25 protein-coding genes are annotated in these 24,841 nt (G+C 71.2%); 8 read left to right on the forward strand and 17 right to left on the reverse strand.

Features of this window, described 5'->3' with window-relative positions; translation table 11 throughout:
* Positions 1 to 15: 15 nt before the first annotated feature.
* Entirely contained in the window at positions 16 to 501 is a 486-nt protein-coding gene (locus ACQP2Y_RS44855; RefSeq protein WP_026206027.1) for a CarD family transcriptional regulator, read from the reverse strand.
* Positions 502 to 842: 341 nt separating this feature from the next.
* Between ACQP2Y_RS44855 and ACQP2Y_RS44860 the strand changes: the two genes are divergently transcribed.
* Positions 843 to 1,607, forward strand: a complete 765-nt coding sequence (locus ACQP2Y_RS44860) for a hypothetical protein (RefSeq protein WP_433722797.1) — start codon at positions 843 to 845, stop codon at positions 1,605 to 1,607.
* A gap of 335 nt (positions 1,608 to 1,942) precedes the next feature.
* Here ACQP2Y_RS44860 and ACQP2Y_RS44865 read toward each other — a convergent pair whose 3' ends face one another.
* The 4 genes from ACQP2Y_RS44865 to ACQP2Y_RS44880 form a co-directional block, all read right to left on the reverse strand.
* Positions 1,943 to 2,401: a DUF6023 family protein gene (locus tag ACQP2Y_RS44865; RefSeq protein ID WP_433722799.1), complete on the reverse strand. Its 459-nt coding sequence runs from the start codon at positions 2,399 to 2,401 to the stop codon at positions 1,943 to 1,945.
* Between the two features lie 9 nt (positions 2,402 to 2,410).
* Positions 2,411 to 3,463, reverse strand: a complete 1,053-nt coding sequence (locus tag ACQP2Y_RS44870; protein WP_433732364.1) for a type III polyketide synthase — start codon at positions 3,461 to 3,463, stop codon at positions 2,411 to 2,413.
* 63 nt (positions 3,464 to 3,526) lie between these two features.
* Positions 3,527 to 4,687 (reverse strand): acyl-CoA dehydrogenase family protein, encoded by a 1,161-nt coding sequence (locus ACQP2Y_RS44875; protein WP_433722801.1) that lies wholly within the window; start codon positions 4,685 to 4,687, stop codon positions 3,527 to 3,529.
* The gene (locus ACQP2Y_RS44880) at positions 4,684 to 5,409 is read right to left on the reverse strand and encodes a methyltransferase domain-containing protein (protein ID WP_433722803.1); all 726 of its coding nucleotides are present in this window, start codon (positions 5,407 to 5,409) and stop codon (positions 4,684 to 4,686) included. Before ACQP2Y_RS44880 ends, ACQP2Y_RS44875 begins: the two co-directional genes overlap by 4 nt.
* A gap of 46 nt (positions 5,410 to 5,455) precedes the next feature.
* Here ACQP2Y_RS44880 and ACQP2Y_RS44885 point away from each other — a divergent pair, with 46 nt between their 5' ends.
* From ACQP2Y_RS44885 to ACQP2Y_RS44910, 6 genes are all read left to right on the forward strand, one after another.
* A complete protein-coding gene (locus ACQP2Y_RS44885) occupies positions 5,456 to 6,292 on the forward strand; it encodes a UbiA family prenyltransferase (protein WP_433722805.1) in 837 nt (278 codons plus the stop codon).
* An 81-nt stretch (positions 6,293 to 6,373) separates the two neighbouring features.
* The gene (locus ACQP2Y_RS44890; protein WP_433722807.1) at positions 6,374 to 7,141 is read left to right on the forward strand and encodes a hypothetical protein; all 768 of its coding nucleotides are present in this window, start codon (positions 6,374 to 6,376) and stop codon (positions 7,139 to 7,141) included.
* 39 nt (positions 7,142 to 7,180) lie between these two features.
* Complete coding sequence (gene radA / locus ACQP2Y_RS44895) at positions 7,181 to 8,602, forward strand: DNA repair protein RadA (protein ID WP_433722809.1); 1,422 nt, start codon at positions 7,181 to 7,183, stop codon at positions 8,600 to 8,602.
* 100 nt (positions 8,603 to 8,702) lie between these two features.
* Entirely contained in the window at positions 8,703 to 9,887 is a 1,185-nt protein-coding gene (gene disA / locus ACQP2Y_RS44900) for a DNA integrity scanning diadenylate cyclase DisA (protein WP_433722811.1), read from the forward strand.
* A gap of 13 nt (positions 9,888 to 9,900) precedes the next feature.
* Positions 9,901 to 10,332 carry a DUF6924 domain-containing protein gene (locus ACQP2Y_RS44905; RefSeq protein ID WP_433722813.1) on the forward strand — a complete coding sequence of 144 codons (432 nt, stop codon included), beginning with the start codon at positions 9,901 to 9,903 and terminating at the stop codon, positions 10,330 to 10,332.
* Entirely contained in the window at positions 10,329 to 10,856 is a 528-nt protein-coding gene (locus tag ACQP2Y_RS44910; protein ID WP_433722815.1) for a GNAT family N-acetyltransferase, read from the forward strand. Before ACQP2Y_RS44905 ends, ACQP2Y_RS44910 begins: the two co-directional genes overlap by 4 nt.
* A 6-nt stretch (positions 10,857 to 10,862) precedes the next feature.
* Here ACQP2Y_RS44910 and ACQP2Y_RS44915 read toward each other — a convergent pair whose 3' ends face one another.
* The 3 genes from ACQP2Y_RS44915 to ACQP2Y_RS44925 form a co-directional block, all read right to left on the reverse strand.
* Positions 10,863 to 11,648, reverse strand: a complete 786-nt coding sequence (locus tag ACQP2Y_RS44915) for an adhesin (protein ID WP_433722817.1) — start codon at positions 11,646 to 11,648, stop codon at positions 10,863 to 10,865.
* 81 nt (positions 11,649 to 11,729) lie between these two features.
* Positions 11,730 to 12,281 carry a peptide deformylase gene (locus tag ACQP2Y_RS44920; protein WP_360825718.1) on the reverse strand — a complete coding sequence of 184 codons (552 nt, stop codon included), beginning with the start codon at positions 12,279 to 12,281 and terminating at the stop codon, positions 11,730 to 11,732.
* Complete coding sequence (locus tag ACQP2Y_RS44925) at positions 12,278 to 12,781, reverse strand: glycine cleavage system protein R (protein WP_360546064.1); 504 nt, start codon at positions 12,779 to 12,781, stop codon at positions 12,278 to 12,280. Before ACQP2Y_RS44925 ends, ACQP2Y_RS44920 begins: the two co-directional genes overlap by 4 nt.
* Positions 12,782 to 12,799: 18 nt before the next feature.
* On the opposite strand from ACQP2Y_RS44925, the gene ACQP2Y_RS44930 reads away from it, so the two are divergent.
* Positions 12,800 to 13,702 carry an A/G-specific adenine glycosylase gene (locus ACQP2Y_RS44930; RefSeq protein WP_360546066.1) on the forward strand — a complete coding sequence of 301 codons (903 nt, stop codon included), beginning with the start codon at positions 12,800 to 12,802 and terminating at the stop codon, positions 13,700 to 13,702.
* On the opposite strand, the gene ACQP2Y_RS44935 is transcribed toward ACQP2Y_RS44930, so the two are convergent.
* From ACQP2Y_RS44935 to ACQP2Y_RS44975, 9 genes are all read right to left on the reverse strand, one after another.
* Positions 13,699 to 14,613, reverse strand: a complete 915-nt coding sequence (locus ACQP2Y_RS44935) for an IS5 family transposase (RefSeq protein ID WP_433731979.1) — start codon at positions 14,611 to 14,613, stop codon at positions 13,699 to 13,701. The two genes, ACQP2Y_RS44930 and ACQP2Y_RS44935, sit on opposite strands and share 4 nt — an antisense overlap.
* 200 nt (positions 14,614 to 14,813) lie before the next feature.
* On the reverse strand, positions 14,814 to 15,386 hold the full coding sequence (locus ACQP2Y_RS44940) for a DUF4291 domain-containing protein (RefSeq protein WP_433722820.1): 573 nt from the start codon (positions 15,384 to 15,386) through the stop codon (positions 14,814 to 14,816).
* 97 nt (positions 15,387 to 15,483) lie between these two features.
* Positions 15,484 to 18,006, reverse strand: coding sequence for an ATP-dependent Clp protease ATP-binding subunit (locus ACQP2Y_RS44945; protein WP_433722822.1), 2,523 nt, complete (start codon positions 18,004 to 18,006; stop codon positions 15,484 to 15,486).
* Between the two features lie 355 nt (positions 18,007 to 18,361).
* The gene (locus ACQP2Y_RS44950; RefSeq protein ID WP_433722824.1) at positions 18,362 to 18,715 is read right to left on the reverse strand and encodes a histone-like nucleoid-structuring protein Lsr2; all 354 of its coding nucleotides are present in this window, start codon (positions 18,713 to 18,715) and stop codon (positions 18,362 to 18,364) included.
* Positions 18,716 to 18,848: 133 nt separating this feature from the next.
* Positions 18,849 to 20,360: a lysine--tRNA ligase gene (gene lysS, locus ACQP2Y_RS44955; protein WP_433722826.1), complete on the reverse strand. Its 1,512-nt coding sequence runs from the start codon at positions 20,358 to 20,360 to the stop codon at positions 18,849 to 18,851.
* Positions 20,361 to 20,412: 52 nt separating this feature from the next.
* A complete protein-coding gene (locus ACQP2Y_RS44960) occupies positions 20,413 to 21,171 on the reverse strand; it encodes a type III pantothenate kinase (RefSeq protein ID WP_212987869.1) in 759 nt (252 codons plus the stop codon).
* A 117-nt stretch (positions 21,172 to 21,288) separates the two neighbouring features.
* Positions 21,289 to 22,140, reverse strand: coding sequence for a carboxylating nicotinate-nucleotide diphosphorylase (nadC, locus tag ACQP2Y_RS44965; protein WP_360819432.1), 852 nt, complete (start codon positions 22,138 to 22,140; stop codon positions 21,289 to 21,291).
* Positions 22,137 to 23,783 carry an L-aspartate oxidase gene (locus ACQP2Y_RS44970; protein ID WP_433722829.1) on the reverse strand — a complete coding sequence of 549 codons (1,647 nt, stop codon included), beginning with the start codon at positions 23,781 to 23,783 and terminating at the stop codon, positions 22,137 to 22,139. Before ACQP2Y_RS44970 ends, nadC begins: the two co-directional genes overlap by 4 nt.
* A 62-nt stretch (positions 23,784 to 23,845) precedes the next feature.
* Positions 23,846 to 24,781: a septum formation family protein gene (locus ACQP2Y_RS44975; protein ID WP_433722831.1), complete on the reverse strand. Its 936-nt coding sequence runs from the start codon at positions 24,779 to 24,781 to the stop codon at positions 23,846 to 23,848.
* Positions 24,782 to 24,841 lie beyond the last annotated feature (60 nt).

Raw genomic sequence — 24,841 nt, forward strand, 5'->3', positions numbered from 1 at the left:
GAGGTGGTGGGAACGTCACGCCTCGGTGAGCACCTTGTCGAGGAGGACTTCCGCCTCGTCCTTGGTGCTCTTCTCGGCGAGGGCCACCTCACCGACGAGGATGTCGCGGGCCTTGGCGAGCATGCGCTTCTCCCCAGCCGAGAGACCACGCTCGCGCTCACGACGCCAGAGGTCACGGACGACCTCGGCGACCTTCAGCGGGTTACCGCTGGCGAGCTTCTCGAGATTGGCCTTGTAACGCCGCGACCAGTTGGTCGGCTCCTCGGTGTGCGGTGCGCGGAGGACGTCGAAGACCTTGCCCAGGCCCTCCTCGCCGACCACTTCACGCACGCCGACGATCTCGGCGTTCTCAGCGGGCACCCGGACAGTAAGGTCGCCCTGGGCGACTCGCAGAACGAGATATTGCTTCGGCTCGCCCTTGATGACCCTAGTCTCGATTGCCTCGATGAGTGCGGCCCCGTGGTGGGGGTAAACAACGGTCTCGCCGACACTGAAAACCATAGGTTCGAAACCCCTTTCGCTGTGTCTAGGGTAACACGCTCAGGCAGCGATGTCCCACCCTGGCCGTGACTGTTAGTGCAGCTCAGAGGCCCTGTGAGCCGTCTTTCTACCGCTTGACATGCGGGCGAAGAGCTGCCTCAGTAACGGAGGGTGACCACGTCGTGACCACTTGACTCAGCGAGTCGGATATTCCGGACCTGAAGCCTTTGCGAGGTCAAGCTTATCGCTAGCGACCGGAACCGCCCACCACTGGCGGTCGAGGGCGTGCTTGGGGGAGGCTGGACGCAGGTCCCCGGCCACGCGAGACTCGTCGGCAGGGGGGAGGGTGAATCGTGGGCAGTATGAGCGACAACGGCGGCAACTGGCCGCCCGATGGCGGCTCCCCTGACGGTCTGCCGGACCTCCCCGAGGAGTGGGGCGTCATCGTCATCCCGGACGACCTCTCCGAGCTTTCCGAAGAGGTCAGCGCCGTCCAGGCCGAGCTGCACCGGTCGCAGGAGCGCACCCGCTGGCAGCAGTTCACCGACCGCCCCGGCATGCGCGTCCTCCGCCGGGTCGGCGCCGCCTGCCTGCGCGCCCCGGTCCTGATCATCTCGATGGCCGTCCTGGTCACCGTGGCCAGCCTGTTCGCCTCGGCCTGGCCCGGGCCGTCCCGCTCACCGGCCACCCAGCGCACCGCCACCACGACCGACGACCGCGGTGACACCCTGCCCGCCCTGGAGCTGATGGGCGGCGACGGCAAGACCGTCCCGCTCCGGGCCCAGTTGCCGGCGGTCGTGCTGCTCACCGACGGTTGCGACTGCGCGAGCCTGGTGGCTGACACCACTGCTGCGGCACCGCCCGGGATCGCCGTGGTGACGGTCGTCGCCGCTCCCGCCGCCGGGCAGACCGGTGGCGCCCCGCCCACGAACGCCGCGCCACAGACTCAGACCAAGACAGTGCGCGCGCTGCGTGACCCCACCGGAGAGCTCCGCGCGGGGCTCCAGCTCGGCACGCCCGACGGCACCGCGGCGGTCCTGTTGGTCAACCGCGGGGGTGAAATCGTCCGCAAGATCGCTCGAACCTTCTCGATCGAGGACTTCCGCCCCGACCTCGCCCGACTCTGACGCTGCGTGACAGCCCCGACCGGGGGGCTGCGGTCGACAGCGGGATGAGGCCGGCAAGATCCGACCGGTAAGTGACGCTTGTCATGAGGCGCAGCAAATGCGAGAGGGCAGCACACGAGGCGTCCCAGCCCGCCCGAGACGGCCCAGCCACATGCGCGACCGGATCAGATCGGAAGGCGGACCAGCTCGCCAACGGGCTGGTTCGCAAGGCGAGTCAGCCGACGAATCGATCAGTCCGCGCGGCACGGATCTGCCCGCGAAACGCACCAGCCCGCGAGACGGACCGGCATGAGGAGCGCAACAGCACAGCGAGGCGGATCAGCCCGCGAGACGGATCAATAGGAGCGGGTCCGGATGACGCGCCAGCGGAAGACCGCGGCGCCCCGGGTCTCTGCCGACACAGCCATGAAGAGGTCGTCCGCCAGACCGACCGTCAGCTCCACCGGCTCCGGCTCCTCCGCCGAACACGGCACCGCCCGCCCCGAATCCTCCCCCGTAGCGCTCAGCCGTACCCGGACCTGGCCATCACCCACGCAAAGCATCGCCAGCGCGTACGCCCCGCCGACCACCGACGTGTTGAGTTCCTTGCGCCCGCCCGCGGCCAGCACCATCGTCTCCGCCCCCGCCTGCCGCGGCAGGTCGGGCAGCAGCCGCTCGACCGTGGCCCGGCCGGCCACCACCGCCGGGTCCTCTCCCACCTCCGGGGCCGCGCGGACGAACCACACGCCCCCGACCAGCAGCAGGACCAGGGCGAACGCGTAGAGCGTCGCGCCCGCAGCCCGGTCCTCTCGCACGCGACAACCCTAGGGTGTGTCGAGCAGGACGCCATAGAGCGTGAGGCCCGGCCCGAACGCCAGCATCACGATCCGGCGCGGCGGCTGTGGCCTGCGCCGCAGCGCGTCCAGGACCAGCAATACCGTCGGGGACGAGCAATTCCCGTACGTCGCCAGCACCTCCCGGGACGCCGTCATCGCCTCGGTTGTCAGTTCGAGCTGTTCCTGCACCACGTCGAGGATTTTCGGGCCGCCCGGGTGCACCGCCCAGCCGTCCACGTCCGCGATCGTCAGGTTGTTGCGGGTCAGCAGGTCGTCGACCATGGCCCGGACGTGCAGCGCCAGTACGTCGGGGACCTGCGGTGACAGGCCCATCCGGAAGCCGAGGTCGGTGACGTCCCAGGTCATGTGGCCGGCTGTGGTGGTGTCCGTGAGCGCGGCGACGTCGCTGACGACGTACCCTCCGGGTTGGCTCTCCGGGGTGAGCACGACGGCGGCTGCGGCGTCCGAGAAGAGCGCGTGCGAGACGATCTGCTGGATGTCCGCCCGCGAATCCGCAGGCTGGATGTGCAGGCTGGTGAGTTCGGCGCAGAGCAGCAACGCCGGGCGGCCACGGGCCGCGACGTAGTCCGCTGCTGTGCCGAGGCCCGGCAGCGCGGCGTAGCAGCCCATGTGCCCGACGAAGAGCCGCTGCAACGACGGTGCCATGCCCATGTCCCGGGCCAGCAGGATGTCCAGGCCGGGCGTCGCGTAGCCCGTGCAGGAGCAGACGGCGAGCATGCCCAGCTCGTCGGCGGCGACTCCGGCCTCGGTGAGTGCCCGGCCGACCGCTTCCTTGGCCAGCGGCATGGCCTCGACCTGGTAGCGGCGCATCCGGCGCTCGGTGGACCAGCCGGAGACGTCCTCCAGCAGCGGGCTGACCGCCGCCTGCCGGGTGCGTACCCCCGAGTTGGCGAAGATCCGCTTCGCCAGTCCGCGACGGCCGCCCGTGTAGTGCTGCGAGAAGAAGCCCTCCCACAGGTCGTCCTGTGCCGCTGCCGGTGGCAATGCCGTACCCAGGCCGGCGATCACTGCCTGACCGATTCTTTTCACTTGTGCCTCCCCAGGCCGAACCCCGCCGACTGGTGCCTTACCCGCGAAAAGCGTTCACCACCGCGGGGCGGAGCCTTGCGAGTCCGGATCACCGCCCAGCGCCTCGACGCCGAGCCAGTCCGCGCACACGTCGGAGGTCGCGGGCTGCAGTGATCCGGCCCGGGCGTCGCGGTAGAGGCGTTCGAGCGGGTGCCCGCGCCGCATCGCCGAGGTGCCCGCCGCCTCCAGCATCGAGGCGGCCACCTCCGCCGCCGTCGTGCCGGCCAGCAGCTTGGCCCGCCACACCCAGCGGTTGGTCTCCGCCTCGCCGGGCTCCTCGTCGACCCGGCGGGCGGCCTCCATGACGGCCAGATGCGCGGCCGCGACAGCCGCGTCCGCGCGCCCGATCCGCGCCCGTACGGCCGGCAGGTGCCCCAGACCCCGGGCGGTGACGTGCTCGACCGCCGCGTCCACCGCCGCCCGGGCCACCCCCACGTAGACCGCCGCGTAGCTGGCCACCATCCAGTGCGGGGCGAGCTGGGCGACCACGAGCGCCAGCCCCTCCACCCCGCCGAGCAGGGCTGTGGTGGGGACGGTGACGTCGATGTGCACGTCGTTGGAACCGGTCGCGCGCATGCCCAGCGCGTCCCAGGTCTGCTCGACGGTCAGGCCCTCACCCGGCGGGACCAGGAACTGCGAGACCTTGTCCGGGTCGGCCGAGCTGCGGGCCGCCACCAGGTACGCGTCCGCGTGCCCCGCCCCCGAGCAGAACGTCTTGGCGCCCTTGATGTGGAAACCCTCGTCGGTCTCCTCATAACTGGTGGTCATCTGCGAGAGCCGGGACCCGGCGCCGCGCTCGCTCATCGCCACCGCGTACCAGCTGCCCTCGGCGGCCGCGCGCAGGTAGCGGTCGCGGGCCTCCAGTGCCTCGGGGGGCAGGCCCAGCGCCTCGGCCAGTTCGTTGGTGACGCCGCCGAGCGCGCCGGTGACCGAGGCGTGCATGTTGAAGATCAGCGCCGTGGCGCCGTTGCCCCGGGCCAGCTCGTAGGCGACCGCCGCGTAGTCGGCGAAGCCCGCTCCGGCGCCGCCCAGCCGCTCGGGCACCATCAGCCCGAACATGCCGGAGCGGCGCAGGTCGGCGAAGTCGGCCGCCGGAAACACACCCTCCCGGTCGTGCTCCGCGGCCCGGGCCGCGAACCGCGGCGCCAGCCGGCGCGCCTCCTCGACAGTCGTCATGCCATCTCCCCCTGTTTGCGGCCCATGCCCTGGTAGACCACTGCGGTGGAACGGGTCGGGATCATCCGGCCCAGCGGACCCGCCCCGGGACCGGTGGGCAGGAACAGCCACCGGATCAGCCCGACCACGCTCGGGCGCAGCCCGCGGACCAGCAACTTGACGCCGTGCTTAGCGCATTCCATGGTCAGCTCACCCGGGTCGACGAACAGGTCCGGATCGTGCAGGCCGACCGGCGCCACGCCGAAGCGCTCGCCGAGCGTGACCGTCAGGAACCGGCCGGTCCGGGTGCCGTTGACCGTGTCCAGCACCAGCAGCCCGCCCGGCCGCAGCACCCGGCACAGCTCGGCCACCGCGGCCTGCAGGTCGGTGACGTGCTCGAGGATCTCGCCGGCGACCACCACGTCGGCCGAGCCGTCGGCCAGCGGCAACGCGGTGATGTCGCCGGTCACCGGGGTCACTCCCCGGGCCGCGGACTGCTCCAGCCCGGCGCGGCGCAGATCGACGCCGACGTGCCGGTAGCCGAGCCGCTCGACGTGCGGGGCCAGCAGGCCGCCGCCGCATCCCGCGTCCACCAGGATCGCCGCCGGGCGCTGCGCCGGTGGCACCAGCGCGCCGCGGGCCCGCGCCAGCCAGTGCAGGATCTCGAAGCCTCCACCCGGCCGCCACCACTCGCCGGCCAGGTCGTCGTACTGACGAGGATCGTTGCGGGGCAGCGGGGGCATGTGATCGAGCGTGGCACGAGTGGGTCACAACCACCACACTGCTTTCATGTTCCGACCCGTCGCTCTGCTCAAGGCCTCCCACCCCGAACCGGGCGGAGCCGTCACGCTGGCCATGACTCTGCTCGCCGTCGGGGTGGGGCATCGGGGCTGGAGCGTGCTCGGCGTCGCCGCCGCCATCGGGGCCACCCAGCTCTCGGTGGGCTGGGTGAACGACTGGCTGGACGCCGATCGGGACCGGGTGGCCGGGCGGACCGACAAGCCTGTGGCCTCGGGGGTGGTCTCCCGCCGTACCGTGGGGGTCGCGGGCCTGGTCGCCTCGCTGGCGATCCCCCTGCTCGGGCTGCCCTTCGGGGCAGCCGCCGCGATCTGCGTCACCCTGGTCGGGATCTTCGCGCTGCTCTACGACTGGCCGCTCAAGTCCACCCCGCTGTCGGTCCTGCCCTACCTCGTGGCCTTCGGGCTGATGCCCGCCTTCGTGGTGCTCGCCCTGCCCGGGCACCCCTGGCCGCCGGCCTGGCTGGTCGCCGCCGGCGCGCTGCTCGGCGGCGGGGCACACTTCGCCAACGTGCTGCCGGACCTGGCCGACGACGCCGCGACCGGCGTCGTCGGGCTGCCGCACCGCCTCGGCGCGACCGGTTCCCAGTTCGCGGCGGCGGGTCTGCTGCTGGCCGCGACCCTCATCCTGGTCTTCGGACCGGACGGGTCGCCGTCGTGGCCGGGCATCGCGGTCGCCGCGGCCGCCGTCGTGGTCCTGCCGCTGGGCTGGTACGCGGGTCAGCAGGCCCTCCGCCGCGGCACCCGGCAGGTCGCGATGTTTCGATCGGTCATCGTGGTGGCACTCCTCGACGTCGTGCTGCTCGTGTTCAGCGGCCGGGTGGTGTGAATGGACGGGTCGCCGTACGCGCCGGATCCACGCCCTCTAGGCTGATCCGCGGAGCATTCTCGAGTTTCTTGGAGGACTGTGATGCGCTCGCCGGGAACCCGCCGCGCCGCTGTGGCCACGGGTGTCGCCACGCTGGCCGCCATCGCGCTCGCCGGCTGCAGCGCTGGTCAGGTCGCCGAGACGGCCCTCAAGAACCCGTCGGTCTACGGCGTGAACGCGCAGAGCTCCGATGCCTCGGTCTACATCCGCAACCTCGCGGTCGCGTACGACGGCACCACCGGCTACCCGGCCGGCGCCGCCGCGCCGCTGCAGCTGGGCCTCTACAACCAGACCAGGCAGGCCATCACCGTCCTGGTCAGCAGCCAGCCGGCCGCCGACACCACGGAGCAGGACACCGTGGTCTCCGCGCGGTCCGTCGGCCTGGTCGGCGGCGCCTCGACGGCGCCCTCCGCGCCGTCGACGGCCATCCCGGAGCCCTCCGGCAGCCGGCCCTCGGACACCGAGGACGACCAGAACAGCAACCAGATCCCCAGCGCGGACCCGAGCACCAACCCGAGCCCAGGCGAGGCGCCCTCGACCGCGCCCACCCCGGCGGGCGCCACGGCACGGCCGGCCCGGATCGAGATCGGACCGCTCGGCGCGGCCACCTTCCTGCCCGCGGACGCCGAGAAGTTGCAGGCCATCGGCCTGAGCGGCAAGCTCGTCCCGGGTCAGTCGATCAACCTGGTGTTCGAGTTCAGCAACGGCGCGCAGCCGCTGGTCCTGCAGGCCCCGATGGCCATCCCGCTGAGCCCGGCGTCGCGGGCGCCCGGCATCGGTCCGGAGGAGAATCTCGGCGAAGGGGAGTAAGTCCCCGGTTTGTCATACCGGCGGGCTAGCGTGACTGGTGTGACGACTTCCCGCACTCCGTCCCGTGCCCGCTCTGAGCCGCGGCCTGCCTATCAGTGCGACGCGTGCGGGCATCAGCCGCCCAAGTGGCTGGGCCGCTGCCCCGAGTGCAACGAGTGGGGCTCGATCATCGAGTCCACCTTGACCGGTCCCGTGGTGTCCGGCCGGGTGGTCAGCTCGCGGATGCCGTCCGAGCCGGCCCGTCCCATCAAGACCATCAGTGCCGCCCCGGCCAAGGCCGTGCCCAGCGGCGTCTCCGAGCTCGACCGCGTGCTCGGCGGCGGCCTGGTGCCGGGCGCGGTGGTGCTGCTGGCCGGCGAGCCCGGCGTCGGCAAGTCGACCCTGCTGCTCGACGTCGCCCAGCAATGGGCCGCGGGCACCAACACCCCTTCGCTGGTGGTCAGCGGCGAGGAGTCGGTCAGCCAGGTGCGGCTGCGGGCCGAGCGGCTCGGCGCCCTGCACGACAATCTCTATCTCGCCTCCGAGAGCGACCTCGGCGCGGTCCTCGGTCACCTCGACGCGGTCAAGCCCGGCCTGCTGATCATCGACTCGGTGCAGACCATCTCCGCGCCCGGCACCGAGGGTGTGCCCGGCGGTGTCACCCAGGTCCGCGCCGTCACCGCGGCCCTGGTGAGCATCGCCAAGGAGCGCGGGGTGGCCACCGTGCTGGTCGGGCACGTCACCAAGGACGGCTCGGTCGCCGGTCCGCGGGTGCTCGAGCACCTGGTCGACGTGGTGCTGCACTTCGAGGGCGACAAGCACTCGTCGCTGCGCCTGGTCCGCGGCGTGAAGAACCGCTACGGCCCGGCCGACGAGGTGGGCTGCTTCGAGATGCACGAGACCGGCATCGTCAGCCTGGCCGACCCGTCCGGGCTGTTCCTCACCCGCTACAACGAGCCGGTGCCGGGCACCTGCGTCACCGTGGCGATGGAGGGCCGCCGGGCGATGGTCACCGAGGTGCAGGCCCTGATCGGCGCCCAGGTGCAGGGCTCGCCCCGGCGCACGGTCTCCGGGCTCGACAGCGCCCGGCTGGCCATGGTGCTGGCGGTGCTGCAGCGCCGGATGGAAAAGATCAAGCTGCACGACCGGGAGGTCTTCGCGGCCACCGTCGGCGGCATCCGGGTCACCGAGCCGTCGGCCGACCTGGCGATGGCCCTGGCGGTGGCCTCCGGCGCGCTCAACCTGGCGATGGCCCCGCACCTGGTGGCGATCGGCGAGGTGGGGCTGACCGGCGAGGTGCGCCGGGTCGGCGCGATCGGTCGGCGGCTGGCCGAGGCGGCCCGGCTGGGCTTCCGCTTCGCCCTGGTCCCGCCCGGGTACGGCGCCGGCGAGGGCGACAGCCCACCCAAGGGCATGCGCGTCGTCGAGGTGGGCGACCTGCAGACCGCGGTGCAGTGGGCAGCCCGGGCGTCAGCCGAATGAGCCGCGCCGCACGCTCACCGGCAGTGACCGTCGATCACGCTCTGGAGCCCCGGCGGAACCGCGGCTCGTTGACCTGGATACGAGTCCGTAGAATGTACAGGTGCCGCTCGACCGCGATGCCTCATCAAACCGCCATGCCAATGGCGCTGCTGCCGGCGTCAACGGTTCGGCAGCCCGTCCGATGACCCCGACGACGCCCGGCCTGACCGGCGGCGGAGTCAGCGGTGACCCGCTGCGCGCCAACCTCGCCCTGATGGCTCCGGGCACCGCCCTGCGCGACGGCCTGGAGCGCATCCTGCGCGGCCGCACCGGCGCGCTGATCGTGCTCGGCTACGACGCGGTGGTCGAGCAGATCTGCACCGGCGGTTTCCCGCTCGACGTGGAGTTCTCCGCGACCCGCCTGCGCGAGCTGTGCAAGATGGACGGCGCGGTGGTGCTCTCCAGCGACGGCACCCGCATCGTCCGGGCCGCCGTGCACCTGATGCCCGACCCCGGCATCCACTCCGAGGAGTCCGGCACCCGGCACCGCACCGCCGAGCGGGTCGCCAAGCAGTCCGGCTTCCCGGTGATCTCGGTCAGCCAGTCCATGCACATCATCGGGCTGTATGTGAACGGCCAGCGGCACGTCCTGGACGACTCCGCGGCCATCCTGTCGCGCGCCAACCAGGCCCTGGCCACCCTCGAGCGCTACAAGCTGCGCCTCGACGAGGTGTCCGGCACGCTCTCCGCGCTGGAGATCGAAGACCTGGTCACCGTCCGCGACGCGGTGGCGGTCGTGCAGCGCCTCGAGATGGTCCGCCGCATCGCCGACGAGATCTCCGGCTACGTGGTCGAGCTGGGCACCGACGGCCGCCTGCTGGCCCTGCAGCTCGACGAGCTGATGGCCGGCGTCGACTCCGACCGCACGCTGGTCATCCGCGACTACCTGCCGACCGGGCGCAAGGCCCGCACGCTCGACGAGGCCCTGGTCGAGCTCGACCTGCTGACCGCCACCGAGATGATCGACCTGGTCGCGGTGGCCAAGGCGATCGGCTACGCGGGCGCCTCCGACGCCCTGGACGCGGCGGTGAGCCCCCGCGGCTTCCGGCTGCTGGCCAAGGTTCCCCGCCTGCCGGCCCAGATCGTCGAACGCCTCGTCGACCACTTCGGCAGCCTGCAACGCCTGCTCGGCGCCACGGTCGAGGACCTCCAGGCGGTGGAAGGGGTGGGCGACGCCCGCGCCCGCGGGGTCCGCGAGGGCCTGTCCCGCCTGGCCGAGGCCTCGATCCTCGAGCGCTACGTCTAGGCTTCGCCTCACCATGACTGCTATCCCCACACCCCTGCCTGCGCCCAACGATCTGACCTCCCTGGTCCTGCGCGCGGACTTCAGCGACGATGCGGCCTGGGACGAGCTGCGGGCAGTGATGCGCAGCGAAGGAGCCCACCGCAGCGCCACCTACGTCAGCGACCCGGCGTACGCGGGGGTGACGATCCAGAACCTGGTGGAGGCGGACGCCGCCGCGAGCGAGGACGACAAGCTGGCGTACCTGTTCCTGGTCGACCAGGTCGCCCTCACCGACGACGAGCACCCGCTGCTCGCGATCGACCTCGCCGAGGAGCCGGGCCGGACATTCCGGGTACGGCCGGCGTCGTTCACCGACGTCTCGGCCAACCTGGCCGTCGGTAACGTGGACTTCGCCGACTTCGCGGACGCCACCGACGACACCGGCACGTACCACGGCTCTGAATGAGCGCCGACCAGCCGGCGGTGCGCTTCGTACGCCTGCCACCCCCGGTCCTCGAGGCGCTGCTGGCCGGCGACCTGGCGGCTGCGCGCACGGCGACCGGCATTCCGCTGTCGAAGTGGTTCCTCAGCGATGAGGTGACCTGGCTGTGGCGCATGCGCCTCGACCAGATCGCGGGGGATCCGACGTCCGCCGACTGGATCGTCCGCGCGGCCGTGTCGGTGCCTGACGGTGTGGTGGTGGGGGCGGGCGGCTTCCACGGGCCGCCGGACAGCGCGGGCATGGTGGAAATGGGCTACAGCACGGACCCGGCTTACCGCAGGCGCGGATACGCGAAAGCCATGGTGACTGAGCTGCTGCGGTGGGCGGCTGGTGAGGAGTCTGTGGTGACTGTGCGGGCGAGCATCAGCCCGCAGAACGTTGCGTCGCTGGCGACCATCGCGGGGTTCGGGTTCGAGCACGTCGGCGAGCAGTGGGACGAAGAGGACGGCACGGAGTTCCTCTACGAACGCCCCGCCCGGCCGGCGTAGATCGACTCAGGCGGTGATGTTGATGGTGACCGGGGCGCTGACCTTGGCGCCCAGCCGGAAGTGCATCTCGTAGACGCCCGCGGCCGGCGCCGTACCAGTGGCCAGCCCGCCCGCGCACTTGTTGGCCTGCTTGCCGTTCCAGGTCACGTTGTATTCGCGTTCCCCGTTCGGCGGGAACGTGCGGACCTCGGAGCCCTTGACGGTGCTGCACGTGTCCGAGGACCAGACCCGGCCGGCGCCCTGGCCGAGGTAGAGCTCCTGGAGGTCCGGGCCCACGTCGCGGGTGCACGTACGGGCCGAGATGTTCTTGATTTTGAGGCGCACCGCCAGCGGGGCACCACGGCGGACTGTCGTAGCGGCCGGCATCGGCGTCAGGGACATCTCCGCGTCGGTGCACACGCCACCGGCTGCCGCCACGTTCGTGTCGGTTGTGCCGCCCTGCGTACCGTCCTGAGTGCCGCCTTGAGTGCCGTCGCCCGGGTTCGCGCCGACGCCGGCCGACGGGTTGGCGCCGGCGCCGCTGGCGGTCAGCTCGCCCGGGTCCGGCAGCGACGGGTTGCCCGCGCCCGGTCCGGGGTCGGTGAAGGACGGCTCTTCCTCGGGGGTGTTCGACGCCGAGGGAGGCGTGAGCGGCGCCTGCGAGGAAGCGCCCTTGCCGCGATTGCTGTTCTTGTCGTCCCCGCCGGAGCAGGACACGAACAGCACGATGACGCCGAGCAGCAGTGCTCCGAGCACCACAGCGCGACGCCGCCAGTACACGGCGGCAGGAAGGGGACCGACCGTCGAACGCATGATGGGTGCACGGTATCCCCGCGAAGAGGGCATGACCGCCGCGACGCGCCGATAATGCGACACCGTCTCGCGCGCTGATCGTTAGAGATAGACCTTGCGCTGGTAGACGGCGTGCGCACCGGCGACCCGGTCGAGGAATAGTTTTCCGGCGCAGTGGTCGATCTCGTGTTGCAGCGCCCGCGCCTCGAACGCGTCCGTGGTCAGCCGCACCGGCTCACCCGTACCCGGAAGGACGGCCTCGACCACCACCCGGCCGGCGCGTTTCACGTCGCCGGTCAGGTCCGGCACGGACATGCAGCCCTCCCGGCCGGGCCGCCACCGGCTCGCCTCGACGACCCGGGCGTTGCACAGCACGAACGTGCCGTGCGCGGTCACCGTCTTCGGATGCTCGGTCACGTCCACGACGAACACCTGCGCACCCACCCCGACCTGCGGCGCGGCCAGCCCGACGCAGCCGGGCGAGACCCGCATGGTGGCGACCAGGTCCGCGGCGAGCTGCACGATCGCCGGGTCGGCCGGGTCGACCTCGGCGCCGGCGCTGCTGAGCACGCCGGCCGGGGCGGTGACCACGGGCAGCACCTTGCCCTCGACGCCGAGCACGTCGGGCTTCCAGTCGGCCAGGGCGTCGCTCACAGGACGTCCGACTCGGCGCGGCGCAGCGTCACCTCGACGCCCAGCTCCTGCGCGGCCACGGCGAGGCGGGCGGCCAGGTCGTCGGCCGCGCCGGGCGGCACGTCGACCTCGGCGATCAGGACGTAGAGCGGGCCGGTCAGGCGGGTGGTGAGGTCGGTGATGTTGCCGCCGGCGGCGGCGACCACCCGGGTGACGGCCGCGACGATCCCGAGCCGGTCGGCGCCGTGCACGCTGACCAGGTACGGCTCCCCCGCCGCGTCCGTGTCCGCCTCGGGAGCCACCGCCCGGACGGTCGCCAGCAGCCCGCTCAGCGGGGCCAGCGCCTTCTCCACATCGTCGGCGGCGGCGCCGGTGCAGATGAGGGTCATCGCGAAGTGCCCGCGCAACCGGGTCATGGTGGAGTCGGACAGGTTGGCCCCGACCCCGGCGAGCGCCTCGGAGACGTCGGCGACGATGCCGGTCCGGTCGGGACCGATGACGGTGATGGCAAGCTCGTTCACTCGGGCATCCTAAGCCGTATGACGCTCGCCGACTCGGTCATCAAGTGGTACGACGCCAACGCCCGCGACCTGCCCTGGCGGGTCCCCGGCACCAGCGCCTGGGCGGTGCTGGTCAGCGAGGTGATGCTGCAACAGACACCGGTGGTCCGGGTGACGCCGGCCTGGCAGGCGTGGATGACACGCTGGCCGGAACCGGCGGCCCTGGCCGAGGATCCCCCGTCCGAGGCCATCCGGATGTGGGGCCGGCTGGGTTATCCGCGCCGGGCGATGCGGCTGCACGCGTGCGCGGTGGCCATCGTGGAACGCCACGGCGGGCAGGTGCCCGACGACCTGGAGCAGCTGCTGGCGCTGCCGGGCGTGGGAATGTACACGGCCAGGGCGGTGGCGACCTTCGCGTACGGGCAGCGTCACCCGGTCGTGGACACCAACGTCCGCCGGGTCGTGTCCCGGGCGGTCGCCGGTGATCCGGACGCGGGGCCGACCACGACGACGGCTGACCTGGCCGCGATGGCGGAGCTGCTGCCGATCGAACCGGCCCGGGCGGCCCGGGCCAGCATCGCGTTCATGGAGCTGGGGGCGCTGATCTGCACGGCCCGCTCACCGCGCTGCCCGGACTGCCCGTTCGAGGCGGTGTGCGCGTGGCGGCAGAGCGGTGCGCCGGCGCCGGCGGGTCCGACCCGGCGGCCGCAGAAGTACGCGGGCACCGACCGGCAGGTCCGGGGGCTGTTGCTGGAGGTGCTGCGGCACTCGACCGGGCCGGTGCCCCGGCAGCGGCTGGACGCGGTCTGGGCGGACGAGGTGCAGCGGGCGCGGGCACTGTCCGGGCTGGTCACGGACGGGCTGGTCGAGCCGCTGGACTCCGACGCGGACCGCTTCGTGCTGGCCGGCGACCACCCACCCCGCTTCCCCCCACTGACCTAGGCCGTGTTTCGTAGGGCGCGGAGCCATTGGTTGATGGCGGCGATGGTGAGGGTGGCTTCGTAGCGCACGGCGAGTTTGTCGTACCTGGTGGCCATGGCGCGGTGTTGTTTGAGCTGGTTGATGCCGCACTCCACGGCGTGACGCAGGCGGTAGGCCTCGGGGTCGAAGGCGGGTGGACGCCCGCCCTTCGACCCTTTGGCCTTGCGGTGGGCGTCCTGGTCGGTCTTGCTCGGAATACACGCTCGGATGTTGCGGGATCGCAGGTGGGCTCGGTTGGCCTTGGACGTGTACGCCCTGTCGGCCAGCACCATGTCGGGCCGGGTCCGTGGCCGGCCGCCACCGGCTCGGGTGACCCGCACCTTGGCCAGCACCGGGACGAACTGCGGGCTGTCGCCGCGCTGCCCGGCGGTCACCACCAGCGACATCAGCTTGCGGCCTTGCTCGCAGGCCAGATGCGTCTTGGTCGTCCAGCCACCCCTCGATCGGCCGAGCCCATGATCGGTGGGTTCTGCCTGCACACCGCCAGGCGGTTCCTTCTGCATCTGGCCGTCTCGACGGGCTCCGGCCGCGTGCTGATGAGCACGGCTGATCGTCGAATCCACGCTCACCGTCCAGCCGATCAACCCCGCCTCATCCGCCTGGGCCTGCAGCGAGGCCAGGACCTGCGCCCAGACGCCGTCACGCTGCCAGCGCCGGAACCAGCGATACAAGGTTTGCCACGGCGGATACACCGCGGGCACGTCTCGCCACGGTGAGCCGGTACGCACCCTCCACCTGATCCCGTCGATGATCAGCCTCATAGTCCATCTGCGCGGCCGATCACGACCTGTTCCCGCAGGCAGCAACGGCTCCAGCGCCGCCCACTGCACGTCGGTCAGGTCATGTCGCCTCGCTGCCGCTACGCTCGGCACGAGGTCTCCGGTGTGAAGTTCTGGCTTGGTCGCTTGAACCAAATACCGGAGACCTCTTCAGTTATCGATCACCGCCACGCCGCAACATCACAGCGCTACGAAACACGGCCTAGCCGCCCGCGGCCAGGCCCCGCCACGGCCGAGCCGTCCACGGCCGGCCGGGCCCGGCAGGGCGGCCGGGGCCGACACGGCCGGGCTGGTCACGCCGCGATGGCCGTCGCCAGGTCGGGCGGGAGCGGGTAGGGCCGTTTCGGCGGCAGCAAGGCCGGGTCGCGGGTGGACTGCACGCGGTGGGCCAGGTCGGTCACGTCCCGGATCGACACCGTCCACTCGTCCACGTACCGCGGGACGGCCTCGCCGCCCAGGCCCAACTGCAGAGACCGGTACGGCAGCGCCCCGAGCTGCATCGAACGCTCCGGGTCCCACTGCACCCGTACGGGACTGCGCCGCACCCGCCGCGACCATTCGGCGCGCGTTTCCCCGCTGCCGATCTCGTAGTGGCTGATGCACGCGTGGGCCAGCGCCCACTCGAACCCGGCCCGGGTGATCTCCACGGCGAGGACACGCTCCTGACCGGGCTTCTCGCCCCAGCCGCAGCGGTACATCATCCACAGGAACGACGGCTTGATCCACGTCATCCGGTCCCGCTTGAACGGCGCCACGATGCGGCCGGCGCGTACGGCCGCGTCGGCGATCTCCGCGCGGTACGCCTGGTAGACGGTGATCGTGTCGGCGGTGTGGACCGCTCGGATCTGCCGTTGAGGTACCTGCATGCGGTTGATGATCGGCCGGGGCGCCGTACCGCGGCCAGTGAATAAACGCGGAACGGCCCGGCGCCGAAGCGCCGGGCCGTTCCAGAAATCGTGCTGCCTACTCCTCGGTCGCGGCCGCGCCGAGGTCGGCGGGCACCGCGTCGGGGACCACGGCGCCACGGTCGGCTCCGGTGAAGGTCAGCTTCGACTTCTCGATGTTCTCCGGGTCGCCCTCGCAGTCCACCACCACGATCTGGCCGGGGCGCAGCTCGTTGAAGAGGATCTGCTCGGAGAGGGTGTCCTCCAGGTCGCGCTGGATCGTCCGGCGCAGCGGCCGGGCGCCCAGGACCGGGTCGAAGCCCTTCTTCGCCAGGTACTTCTTCGCGTTGTCGGTCAGCTCGAGACCCATGTCCTTGTTCTTGAGCTGGGTCTCGATCCGCGCGGTGAAGATGTCGACGATGTGCAGGATCTCGTCCTGGCGCAGCTGGTGGAAGACGATCGTGTCGTCGATGCGGTTGAGGAACTCCGGGCGGAAGTGCTGCTTCAGCTCGTCGTTGACCTTGACCTTCATCCGGTCGTAGTTGCTCTCCACGTCCTCGGACGCCTGGAAGCCCAGCGACACCGCCTTGGCCACGTCCCGCGTGCCCAGGTTGGTGGTCAGGATGATCACCGTGTTCTTGAAGTCCACGATGCGGCCCTGACCGTCGGTGAGGCGGCCGTCCTCCAGGATCTGCAGGAGCGTGTTGAACACGTCCGGGTGGGCCTTCTCGATCTCGTCGAAGAGGACCACGGAGAACGGCTTGCGGCGGACCTTCTCGGTCAGCTGGCCGCCCTCGTCGTAGCCCACGTAGCCGGGAGGGGCACCGACGAGCCGGGACACCGTGTACCGGTCGTGGAACTCGGACATGTCGAGCTGGATCAGCGCGTCCTCGGAGCCGAAGAGGAACTCGGCGAGCGCCTTGGAGAGCTCGGTCTTACCGACACCCGAGGGGCCGGCGAAGATGAACGAGCCCGAGGGGCGCTTCGGGTCCTTCAGCCCGGCGCGGGTACGCCGGATCGCCTTCGAGACCGCCTTGACCGCGTCCTCCTGGCCGATGACCCGCTTGTGGAGTTCGTCCTCCATGCGGAGCAGCCGGGAGGTCTCCTCCTCGGTCAGCTTGTAGACCGGGATGCCGGTCCAGTTGCCGAGGACCTCGGCGATCTGCTCGTCGTCGACCTCGGAGACGACGTCGAGGTCGCCCGCCTTCCACTCCTTCTCCCGCTGCGCCTTCTGGCCCAGCAGCTGCTTCTCCTTGTCGCGCAGCTGCGCGGCCCGCTCGAAGTCCTGCGCGTCGATCGCGCTCTCCTTGTCGCGGCGGACCTGGGCGATGCGCTCGTCGAAGTCGCGGAGGTCCGGCGGTGCGGTCATCCGGCGGATGCGCATCCGGGCGCCGGCCTCGTCGATCAGGTCGATCGCCTTGTCCGGCAGGAAGCGGTCCGAGATGTACCGGTCGGCCAGCGTCGCCGCGGCCACCAGGGCGGCGTCGGTGATGCTGATCCGGTGGTGGGCCTCGTAGCGGTCCCGCAGGCCCTTGAGGATCTCGATGGTGTGGGCCAGCGACGGCTCACCCACCTGGATCGGCTGGAAGCGGCGCTCGAGCGCGGCGTCCTTCTCGAGGTGCTTGCGGTACTCGTCCAGCGTGGTCGCACCGATGGTCTGCAGTTCACCACGCGCGAGCATGGGCTTCAGGATCGAGGCGGCGTCGATGGCGCCCTCGGCGGCACCCGCACCCACCAGGGTGTGGATCTCGTCGATGAACAGGATGATGTCGCCGCGGGTGCGGATCTCCTTGAGCACCTTCTTCAGGCGCTCCTCGAAGTCACCGCGGTAGCGGGAACCGGCGACCAGCGCGCCGAGGTCGAGCGTGTAGAGCTGCTTGTCCTTCAGCGTCTCGGGCACCTCGCCCTTGATGATGGACTGCGCCAGCCCCTCGACGACGGCGGTCTTGCCGACGCCGGGCTCGCCGATCAGCACCGGGTTGTTCTTGGTGCGGCGGGAGAGCACCTGCATGACCCGCTCGATTTCCTTCTCCCGGCCGATGACCGGGTCGAGCTTGCCCTCGCGGGCGGCCTGGGTCAGGTTGCGTCCGAACTGGTCGAGCACCAGGGACGTCGACGGGGCGGCCTCGCCCGCGGCGGCTCCGGCGGCGGCCGGCTCCTTGCCCTGGTAGCCGGAGAGCAGCTGGATGACCTGCTGACGGACCCGGTTGAGGTCGGCGCCGAGCTTGACCAGCACCTGGGCGGCGACGCCCTCACCCTCACGGATCAGCCCGAGCAGGATGTGCTCCGTGCCGATGTAGTTGTGGCCGAGCTGCAGGGCCTCGCGCAGCGAGAGCTCCAGCACCTTCTTGGCCCGCGGCGTGAACGGGATGTGCCCGCTCGGCGCCTGCTGGCCCTGACCGATGATCTCCTCGACCTGCTGCCGGACACCCTCGAGGGAGATGCCGAGGCTCTCCAGAGCCTTCGCGGCAACGCCTTCGCCCTCGTGGATGAGACCGAGCAGGATGTGCTCTGTCCCGATGTAGTTGTGGTTGAGCATCCGGGCCTCTTCTTGGGCCAGGACGACAACCCGTCGCGCTCGGTCGGTGAACCGCTCGAACATGCCCTCGTGCTCCTCACGTGCCGTGCGCCAATGAACTGGCGGGGCCAGCGCACGGGTATCGGTGATACCTGTGCTCTCTCACTCTATCGCCGCCGGGAGACTCTGCTGGGCCCTCGAGCCCTCTGGGGACGTCCTGCGCCGATGTTCTCCCCAACTTCGCACGCTCAACGGCTGTTCCCCACCCTTGCGGAGTACGCGCACAGCGAAATCCCGCGCGCCCGAAGCCCCGTCCACAGCCTGTGGACAACGCTCGTCACCCCTGTGGATAACTTACGCAAGGTCGGCGAAGAGCGCGCGAAAAGCCGAAGGGTCCGTGGCGCTCACGCGCCCCGGACCCTTCGTCAGGCCGATCGGCTCAGCGGCCGGGCCCCTTGGCGTGGAACTCGTCCACGATCTCCTGCGGGATCCGGCCCCGGTCGGAGATGTCCTTGCCGGCCTTCTTGGCCCACTCCCGGATGGCCTTGTTCTGCTCGCGGTCGGCGGTCGCACCGCCGCGGCCGCGGGCGGCCCGGCCGCCGACGACGACCCCGCCGCGCGCGACCTTGGCCCCCGCGCCCACGTACGGCGCGAAGATGTCGCGCAATTTCGCCGCGTTCGACTCGGACAGGTCGATCTCGTACTGAATGCCGTCGAGGGCGAACTTGACGGTCTCCTCGGCGTCACCGCCGTCGAGGTCATCGACCAGCTTGTGAATGATCTGCTTGGCCACGCGCCGTTATCCTTCCGAACACAGGTTCTCTGTTCACCCAATCCCCGTGAACAATAACGCCCGGGCCGCGTGATCCGTCAATGGCGGGCAGCCGATTGCCGCGGTGCCGATGTAAATCGTGTCCCGGTACGCCCTACTCCGGGCGTACCAAGGGGAACAGGATCGTTTCCCGAATGCCCAGCCCGGTGAGCGCCATCAGAAGCCGGTCGATTCCCATTCCCATGCCACCGGCGGGCGGCATTCCGTACTCCATCGAGCGCAGGAAATCCTCGTCGAGCTGCATCGCCTCGGCGTCGCCGCCGGCGGCCAGCAACGACTGCGCGACCAGGCGCTCGCGCTGCACCACCGGGTCGACCAGCTCCGAGTACGCGGTGGCCAGCTCGAATCCCAGGACGTAGAGGTCCCACTTCTCCGTCAGGCCGGGCTCGGAGCGGTGCGCCCGGGTCAGCGGCGTGGTCTCCTCGGGATAGTCGCGCACGAAGGTCGGCTGCTGCAGGGTGTGCTGCACGAGGTGCTCGAAGAGTTCCTCGGCGAGCTTGCCCGGGCCCCACTTCGGGTCGACGGAAAGGTCATGCTTTTCGGCATACCGCTGCAGGCTCGCCAGATCTGTGCGGACGGTCACTTCTTCACCGAGCGCCTCGGACAGAGAACCGAAGAGCGTCACCGAACGCCACTCGCCGCCGAGGTCCAACTCGGTGCCGTCGAAGTGCGTCACGATGTGTGAGCCGGCGGTTGCGTTCGCGGCCTCCTGAATCCACTCGCGCACCTGCTGCTGCATGACGTTGTAGTCGGCATACGCCTGGTACGCCTCGAGCATCGCGAACTCCGGCGAGTGCGTGGAATCCATGCCCTCATTGCGGAAGTTGCGGTTGATCTCGAAGACCCGTTCGATGCCGCCGACCACGGCCCGCTTCAAAAAGAGTTCCGGGGCGATACGCAGGTAGAGTTCTATGTCGAGTGCGTTGCTGTGCGTCACAAACGGGCGCGCGGTGGCCCCGCCGTGCAGCAACTGCAACATCGGCGTCTCCACTTCGAGATAATTGCGCGCGAACAGCGACTCGCGGAGGCTGCGTACCGCGGTCGCCCGGGTCCGGACCATCTCCCGGGCCTGCGGGCGCACGATCAGGTCGACGTAGCGCTGCCGGACCCGGGTCTCCTCGCCCAGCGGGCGGTGCGCGACCGGCAGCGGGCGCAGGGCCTTGGCGGTCATCGTCCAGGACGAGGCGAGCACGGAGAGCTCACCCCGGCGGCTGGTGATCACCTCGCCGGTGATGCCGACCAGGTCACCCAGGTCGACCAGGCGCTTCCACTGCTCGAGGGCCTCGGCGCCGACCTTGTCGAGCGACAGCATGGCCTGCAGCTCGGTGCCGTCACCGTCGCGCAGCGTGGCGAAGCAGAGCTTGCCGCCGTTGCGTACGAAGATCACCCGGCCGGTGATGCCGACCGTGTCGCCGGAGGCCGTGTCGGTGGCCAGCTCGGCGTACTTCTCGCGGATCTCGGCGAGCGTCGCGGTGCGCTCGAAACCGACCGGGTACGGCTCGACGCCCTCGGCCAGCAGCCGGTCCCGCTTCGACCGGCGGACCCGCATCTGCTCGGGGAGGTCCTCGGCGGGGTCAACGGCTGCTGGGGCGTTCTGCTCGGTCACGGCACGACTCTCTGTAGGGGTTCGGGTTGCGGAAGAGCCTACTAAGGCCGGTTCAGACGTTCCGCTCATATACCATCCGCAGCCCGATCAGCGTGATCATCGGCTCGTGCGCGGTGATCGTCCGGCAGGCGTCCTTGACCAGCCAGGCCAGGCCGCCGGTGGCGATGACCGAGCGTACCGACCCGATCTCGGCGGTCATCAGCTCGACGATCCGATCCACCTGGCCGGCCACGCCGTAGTAGAGGCCGGACTGCAGGCACTCCACCGTGTTCTTGCCGATCACCGAGCGGGGCTTGGCCGGCTCGACCTTGCGCAGCTGGGCGGCCCGGGCGGCCAGCGCGTCGAAGGAGATCTCGATGCCCGGCGCGAACGCCCCGCCCAGGAACTCGCCGCGGGCGCTGATCACGTCGAAGTTGGTGGTGGTGCCGAAATCGACCACGATCGAGGGACCACCGTAGAGGGCGTGCGCGGCCAGCGTGTTGACCACCCGGTCCGCGCCGACCTCCTTGGGGTTGTCGATGGCCAGCTGCACCCCGGTCTTCACGCCCGGCTCGACGATCACGTTGGGCAGGTCGCCGTAGTAGCGCCCGAGCATCGTCCGCAGTGATCGCAGCGCCGCCGGCACGGTCGAGCAGGCGGCCACCCCGGTGATCTCCACCGCGTCGCCGGCGAGCAGGCCGCGGAACATCAGCCCGAGCTCGTCGGCGGTGGACCGGGCATCGGTCTTGATCCGCCAGTTGTGGACGAGCTTGTCCCCGTCGAAGGTGGCCAGAACAGTGTTGGTGTTTCCGATGTCAATGCAGAGAAGCATCAAAATCCCGATCGATCGAAGGTACGGGCGTCGGGCTCCACAACCGCAGCACCGGCGACTACACCACACCAGTCTTGGTCACGCCGACCGGGCCGCCCCACCGGGCGGCCCAAGCTCTCAGCGGGGGCGGAGGTCCAGGGCGATGTCCAGGATCGGGGAGGAGTGGGTCAGCGCGCCCACCGAGAGATAGTCCACGCCCGTGCCGCCGTAGGCCCCGACCGTCTCCAGGGTCAGATTGCCGGTCGCCTCCAGCTCGGCCCGGTCGCCGACCGCGGCCACCACCTCGCGCAGCAACTCGGGGGTCATGTTGTCGCAGAGCAGGAAGTCGGCGCCGGCCTCGACCGCCTCCCGGGCCTCGGCGAGCGTGGTCACCTCGACCTGCACCGGCACGTCCGGGAAGGTCGAGCGGACCAGGCGGTAGGCCGCCGTGATGCTGCCGGCCGCGAGCTTGTGGTTGTCCTTGATCATGGCCACGTCGTAGAGGCCCATGCGCTTGTTGGTGCCGCCGCCGACGCGGACCGCGTACTTCTCCAGCGCGCGCAGGCCCGGGGTGGTCTTGCGGGTGTCCAGCACCGTCGCTTTGGTGCCGGCCAGCTCGTCCGCCCACTTGCGGGTGTGGGTGGCCACACCGGACATCCGGCAGAGCAGGTTCAGGGCGGTGCGCTCCGCGGTCAGCAGCGAACGGGTCGGGCCGGTCACCACGGCGAGGACGTCGCCGCGGACGACCCGGGTGCCCTCCTCGATCCGCTGGTCGAAGGTGGCCGTACCGCCGGAGGTGGCCGCGAAGACCTGGGCCGCGACCGGCAGGCCGGCCACCACGCCGGGCGCGCGGGCCACCAGCTCGGCCGTGTCGACCTGGTCGCCCGGGATGGTCGCCTCGCTGGTCACGTCGCGCGGCGGGTCACCGAGGTCCTCGGCCAGCGCCGTGTAGACGACCCGCTCCACCTCGGCCAGGTCCAAGCCCGTCATGCCATCTCCTCGAAGGTCTGGGTGATCGCACCCTTGGCGTCGATCGCGTCCAGCAGGTGCCCGCGCCACTCGTCCAGGGCGTTCGGGTAGTCCTCGCGCCAGTGGCAGCCGCGCGTCTCCCGGCGTTCGGCCGCCGAGGCCACCAGGGTGGCCGCGACGGTCAGCAGGTTGGTGGCCTCCCAGGCCGCGTTGTGCGGGGTGCCGCGCTGCTCGCCGAGGCGGGCCAGCTCCTTGGCGGTGGCCGCGAGCGAGTCGGCCGAGCGCAGCACGCCGGCCCCGCGGGTCATCGACCGCTGCAGGTCGCCGCGGATCGCCGGGGCAACGACCCAGCCGGGCTCGCCGGCCGGCGCCACCGGATCGGCCTGCGGAGGCAGCTCGGCCACGATGTCGTCGGCGATGCGCCGGGAGAAGACCAGGCCCTCCAGCAGCGAGTTGCTGGCCAGCCGGTTCGCGCCGTGCACACCCGTGCAGGCCACTTCGCCGCAGGCGTACAGGCCCGGGATGGAGGTGCGGCCGCGCAGGTCGGTGCGGACGCCGCCGGAGGCGTAGTGGGCCGCCGGGGCGACCGGGATGAGCTCGGTCGCCGGGTCGACGCCGGCCGCCCGGGTGGACGCCACGATCGTCGGGAACCGCTGCTCCAGGAACTCCTTGCCCAGGTGCCGCGCGTCCAGATAGACATGGTCGGCCCCGGTGGCCCGCAGCACCCGGTGGATGCCCTTGGCCACCACGTCGCGCGGGGCCAGCTCGGCCAGCTCGTGCTGGCCGACCATGAACCGCTTGCCGGTCTCGTCGACCAGGTGGGCGCCCTCGCCGCGCAGCGCCTCGGAGATCAGCGGCCGCTGCACCGAGGTCACCCCGGCGGTCATGAACGACGTCGGGTGGAACTGGACGAACTCCACGTCGGTGACCCGGGCCCCGGCGCGCAGGGCCAGCGCCACGCCGTCGCCGGTGGAGACCGCCGGGTTGGTGGTCGAGGCGAAGATCTGGCCCATGCCGCCGGTGGCCAGCACGACCGCGCGCGCCAGGATCGCGCCGACGCCGTCCTCGCTGCCCTCGCCCAGCACGTGCAGGGTGATGCCGCAGGCGCGGCCGTCGGCGGCCCGCAGCAGATCCAGCACCAGGGCGTGCTCGACCAGGCGGATCCACGGGTCGCGGTGCACCGCCTCGTGCAGGGCCCGCTGCACCTCGGCGCCGGTGGCGTCGCCGCCCGCGTGGACGATCCGATCGGCGCGGTGCCCGCCCTCGCGGGTGAGCATCAGCGAGCCGTCGGCGTTGCGGTCGAACTCGGCGCCCATCCGCATCAGCTCGCGGATCCGGGCCGGGCCCTCCTCGACCAGGACGCGTACCGCCGCGGGGTCGCACAGGCCGACCCCGGCGATCTCGGTGTCGAACGCGTGGGCCTCGGGGGTGTCCAGCGGGTCGAGCACGCCCGCGATGCCGCCCTGGGCCCAGCGCGTCGAACCGTCGTCGATGTTGACCTTGGTGACGACGGTGACGTGCAGGCCCGCCTCGCGCAGGTGCAGGGCGGCGGTCAGGCCCGCGACGCCGGAGCCGACCACCAGCACGTCGGTGGTCTCGGTCCAGCCGGGCTCGGCGGCGGCCAGACGGCGGGGTAGCGCCGGAAGGTCGGCAAGATGCGACATGCGCTCAGTCAACATCGCGCGGGCGCGGAAATCACGGGCGGGGCGGCAAGAAGTGCCGGGCGTTACTGGTACTGGACCGGCATGGCCTTGCCGCCCTTGCCCTTCAGCGACGACGTGAGGGTCGTCGCGTCCAGCCACAGGTAGCAGCGCACACCGCGGTCGCCCAGTTCCCAGACGTCGTTCCCGCCCGGCAACGAGATCACGCCGGCCCGGAACTGCAGGTCGTCGTCGTCCGGCACGCCGACGTACGAGGCGATCCGGCTGCGGCACCCGTCGTGGAACTTGTCCCACTGCTCGGTGGTCCGGGGATAGCCGACGTTCCCGGCGTCCCAGATGCCCACGAACTCCGCGTTGTGCTTGGCCGAGCACTCCCGGGCCGGCATCGTGCTGATCTTGCCGTCCTTGTCGAGCAGCACGTTGTAGCAGGTCAGCAGCAGCGGCGAAGCGGGCTCGTCGAGTGCCCCGCGCAAACTGCCGACCCGCTGCACCAGGCCGCCGTCGTCCTCGACCGAGCTGCTCACCAGCACCTCGCAGCGGTACCACCGGGCGCCCCCGGTCCAGGCGGCCCGGGTCGGCTGGGTCACCCCGATCCAGAGCCGGGCGGTACGCCACGGCCCGCCCACGTACGCCGTGGTCTTGGCATCGCAGTTCTTGTACGCCGCCCGCGCCCCCGCCGAGTCCTGCGCCGGCGGGTCGGACGCCTCGGCGGCGGGGCTGGGGTAGGTGCCGACGTACACGGTCTCGGTGCGGTGTTTGAGCTTGCAGTCGACTTCCTCGTACGTCGACCGGGGCCCGAACGTGGCGAAGTTGGCCAGGTGGCACGTCTCCGCGGCCGGGGTGAAGCCGGTCGGTACGCCGATCGCCGCCCAGCCGTCGGTGAGGTCCCCGTCGACGCCGGCCGGATTGCCGCACCCGGCGGCGAGGGCCAGCGTGAGCAGGCTCAGCGCCGCCGCGACCGGCCACCGCCGCGCACGGCGCAGCCGGGGCAGGTGTCGCATGAACCGAGCCTCCCGAGAGCCGGCCGATGTCCGATTTGTCGATCATAGGGCAATCGACCC

It is taken from the genome of Actinoplanes sp. CA-051413 (genome assembly GCF_050955795.1).
Taxonomy (GTDB): Bacteria; Actinomycetota; Actinomycetes; order Mycobacteriales; family Micromonosporaceae; genus Actinoplanes.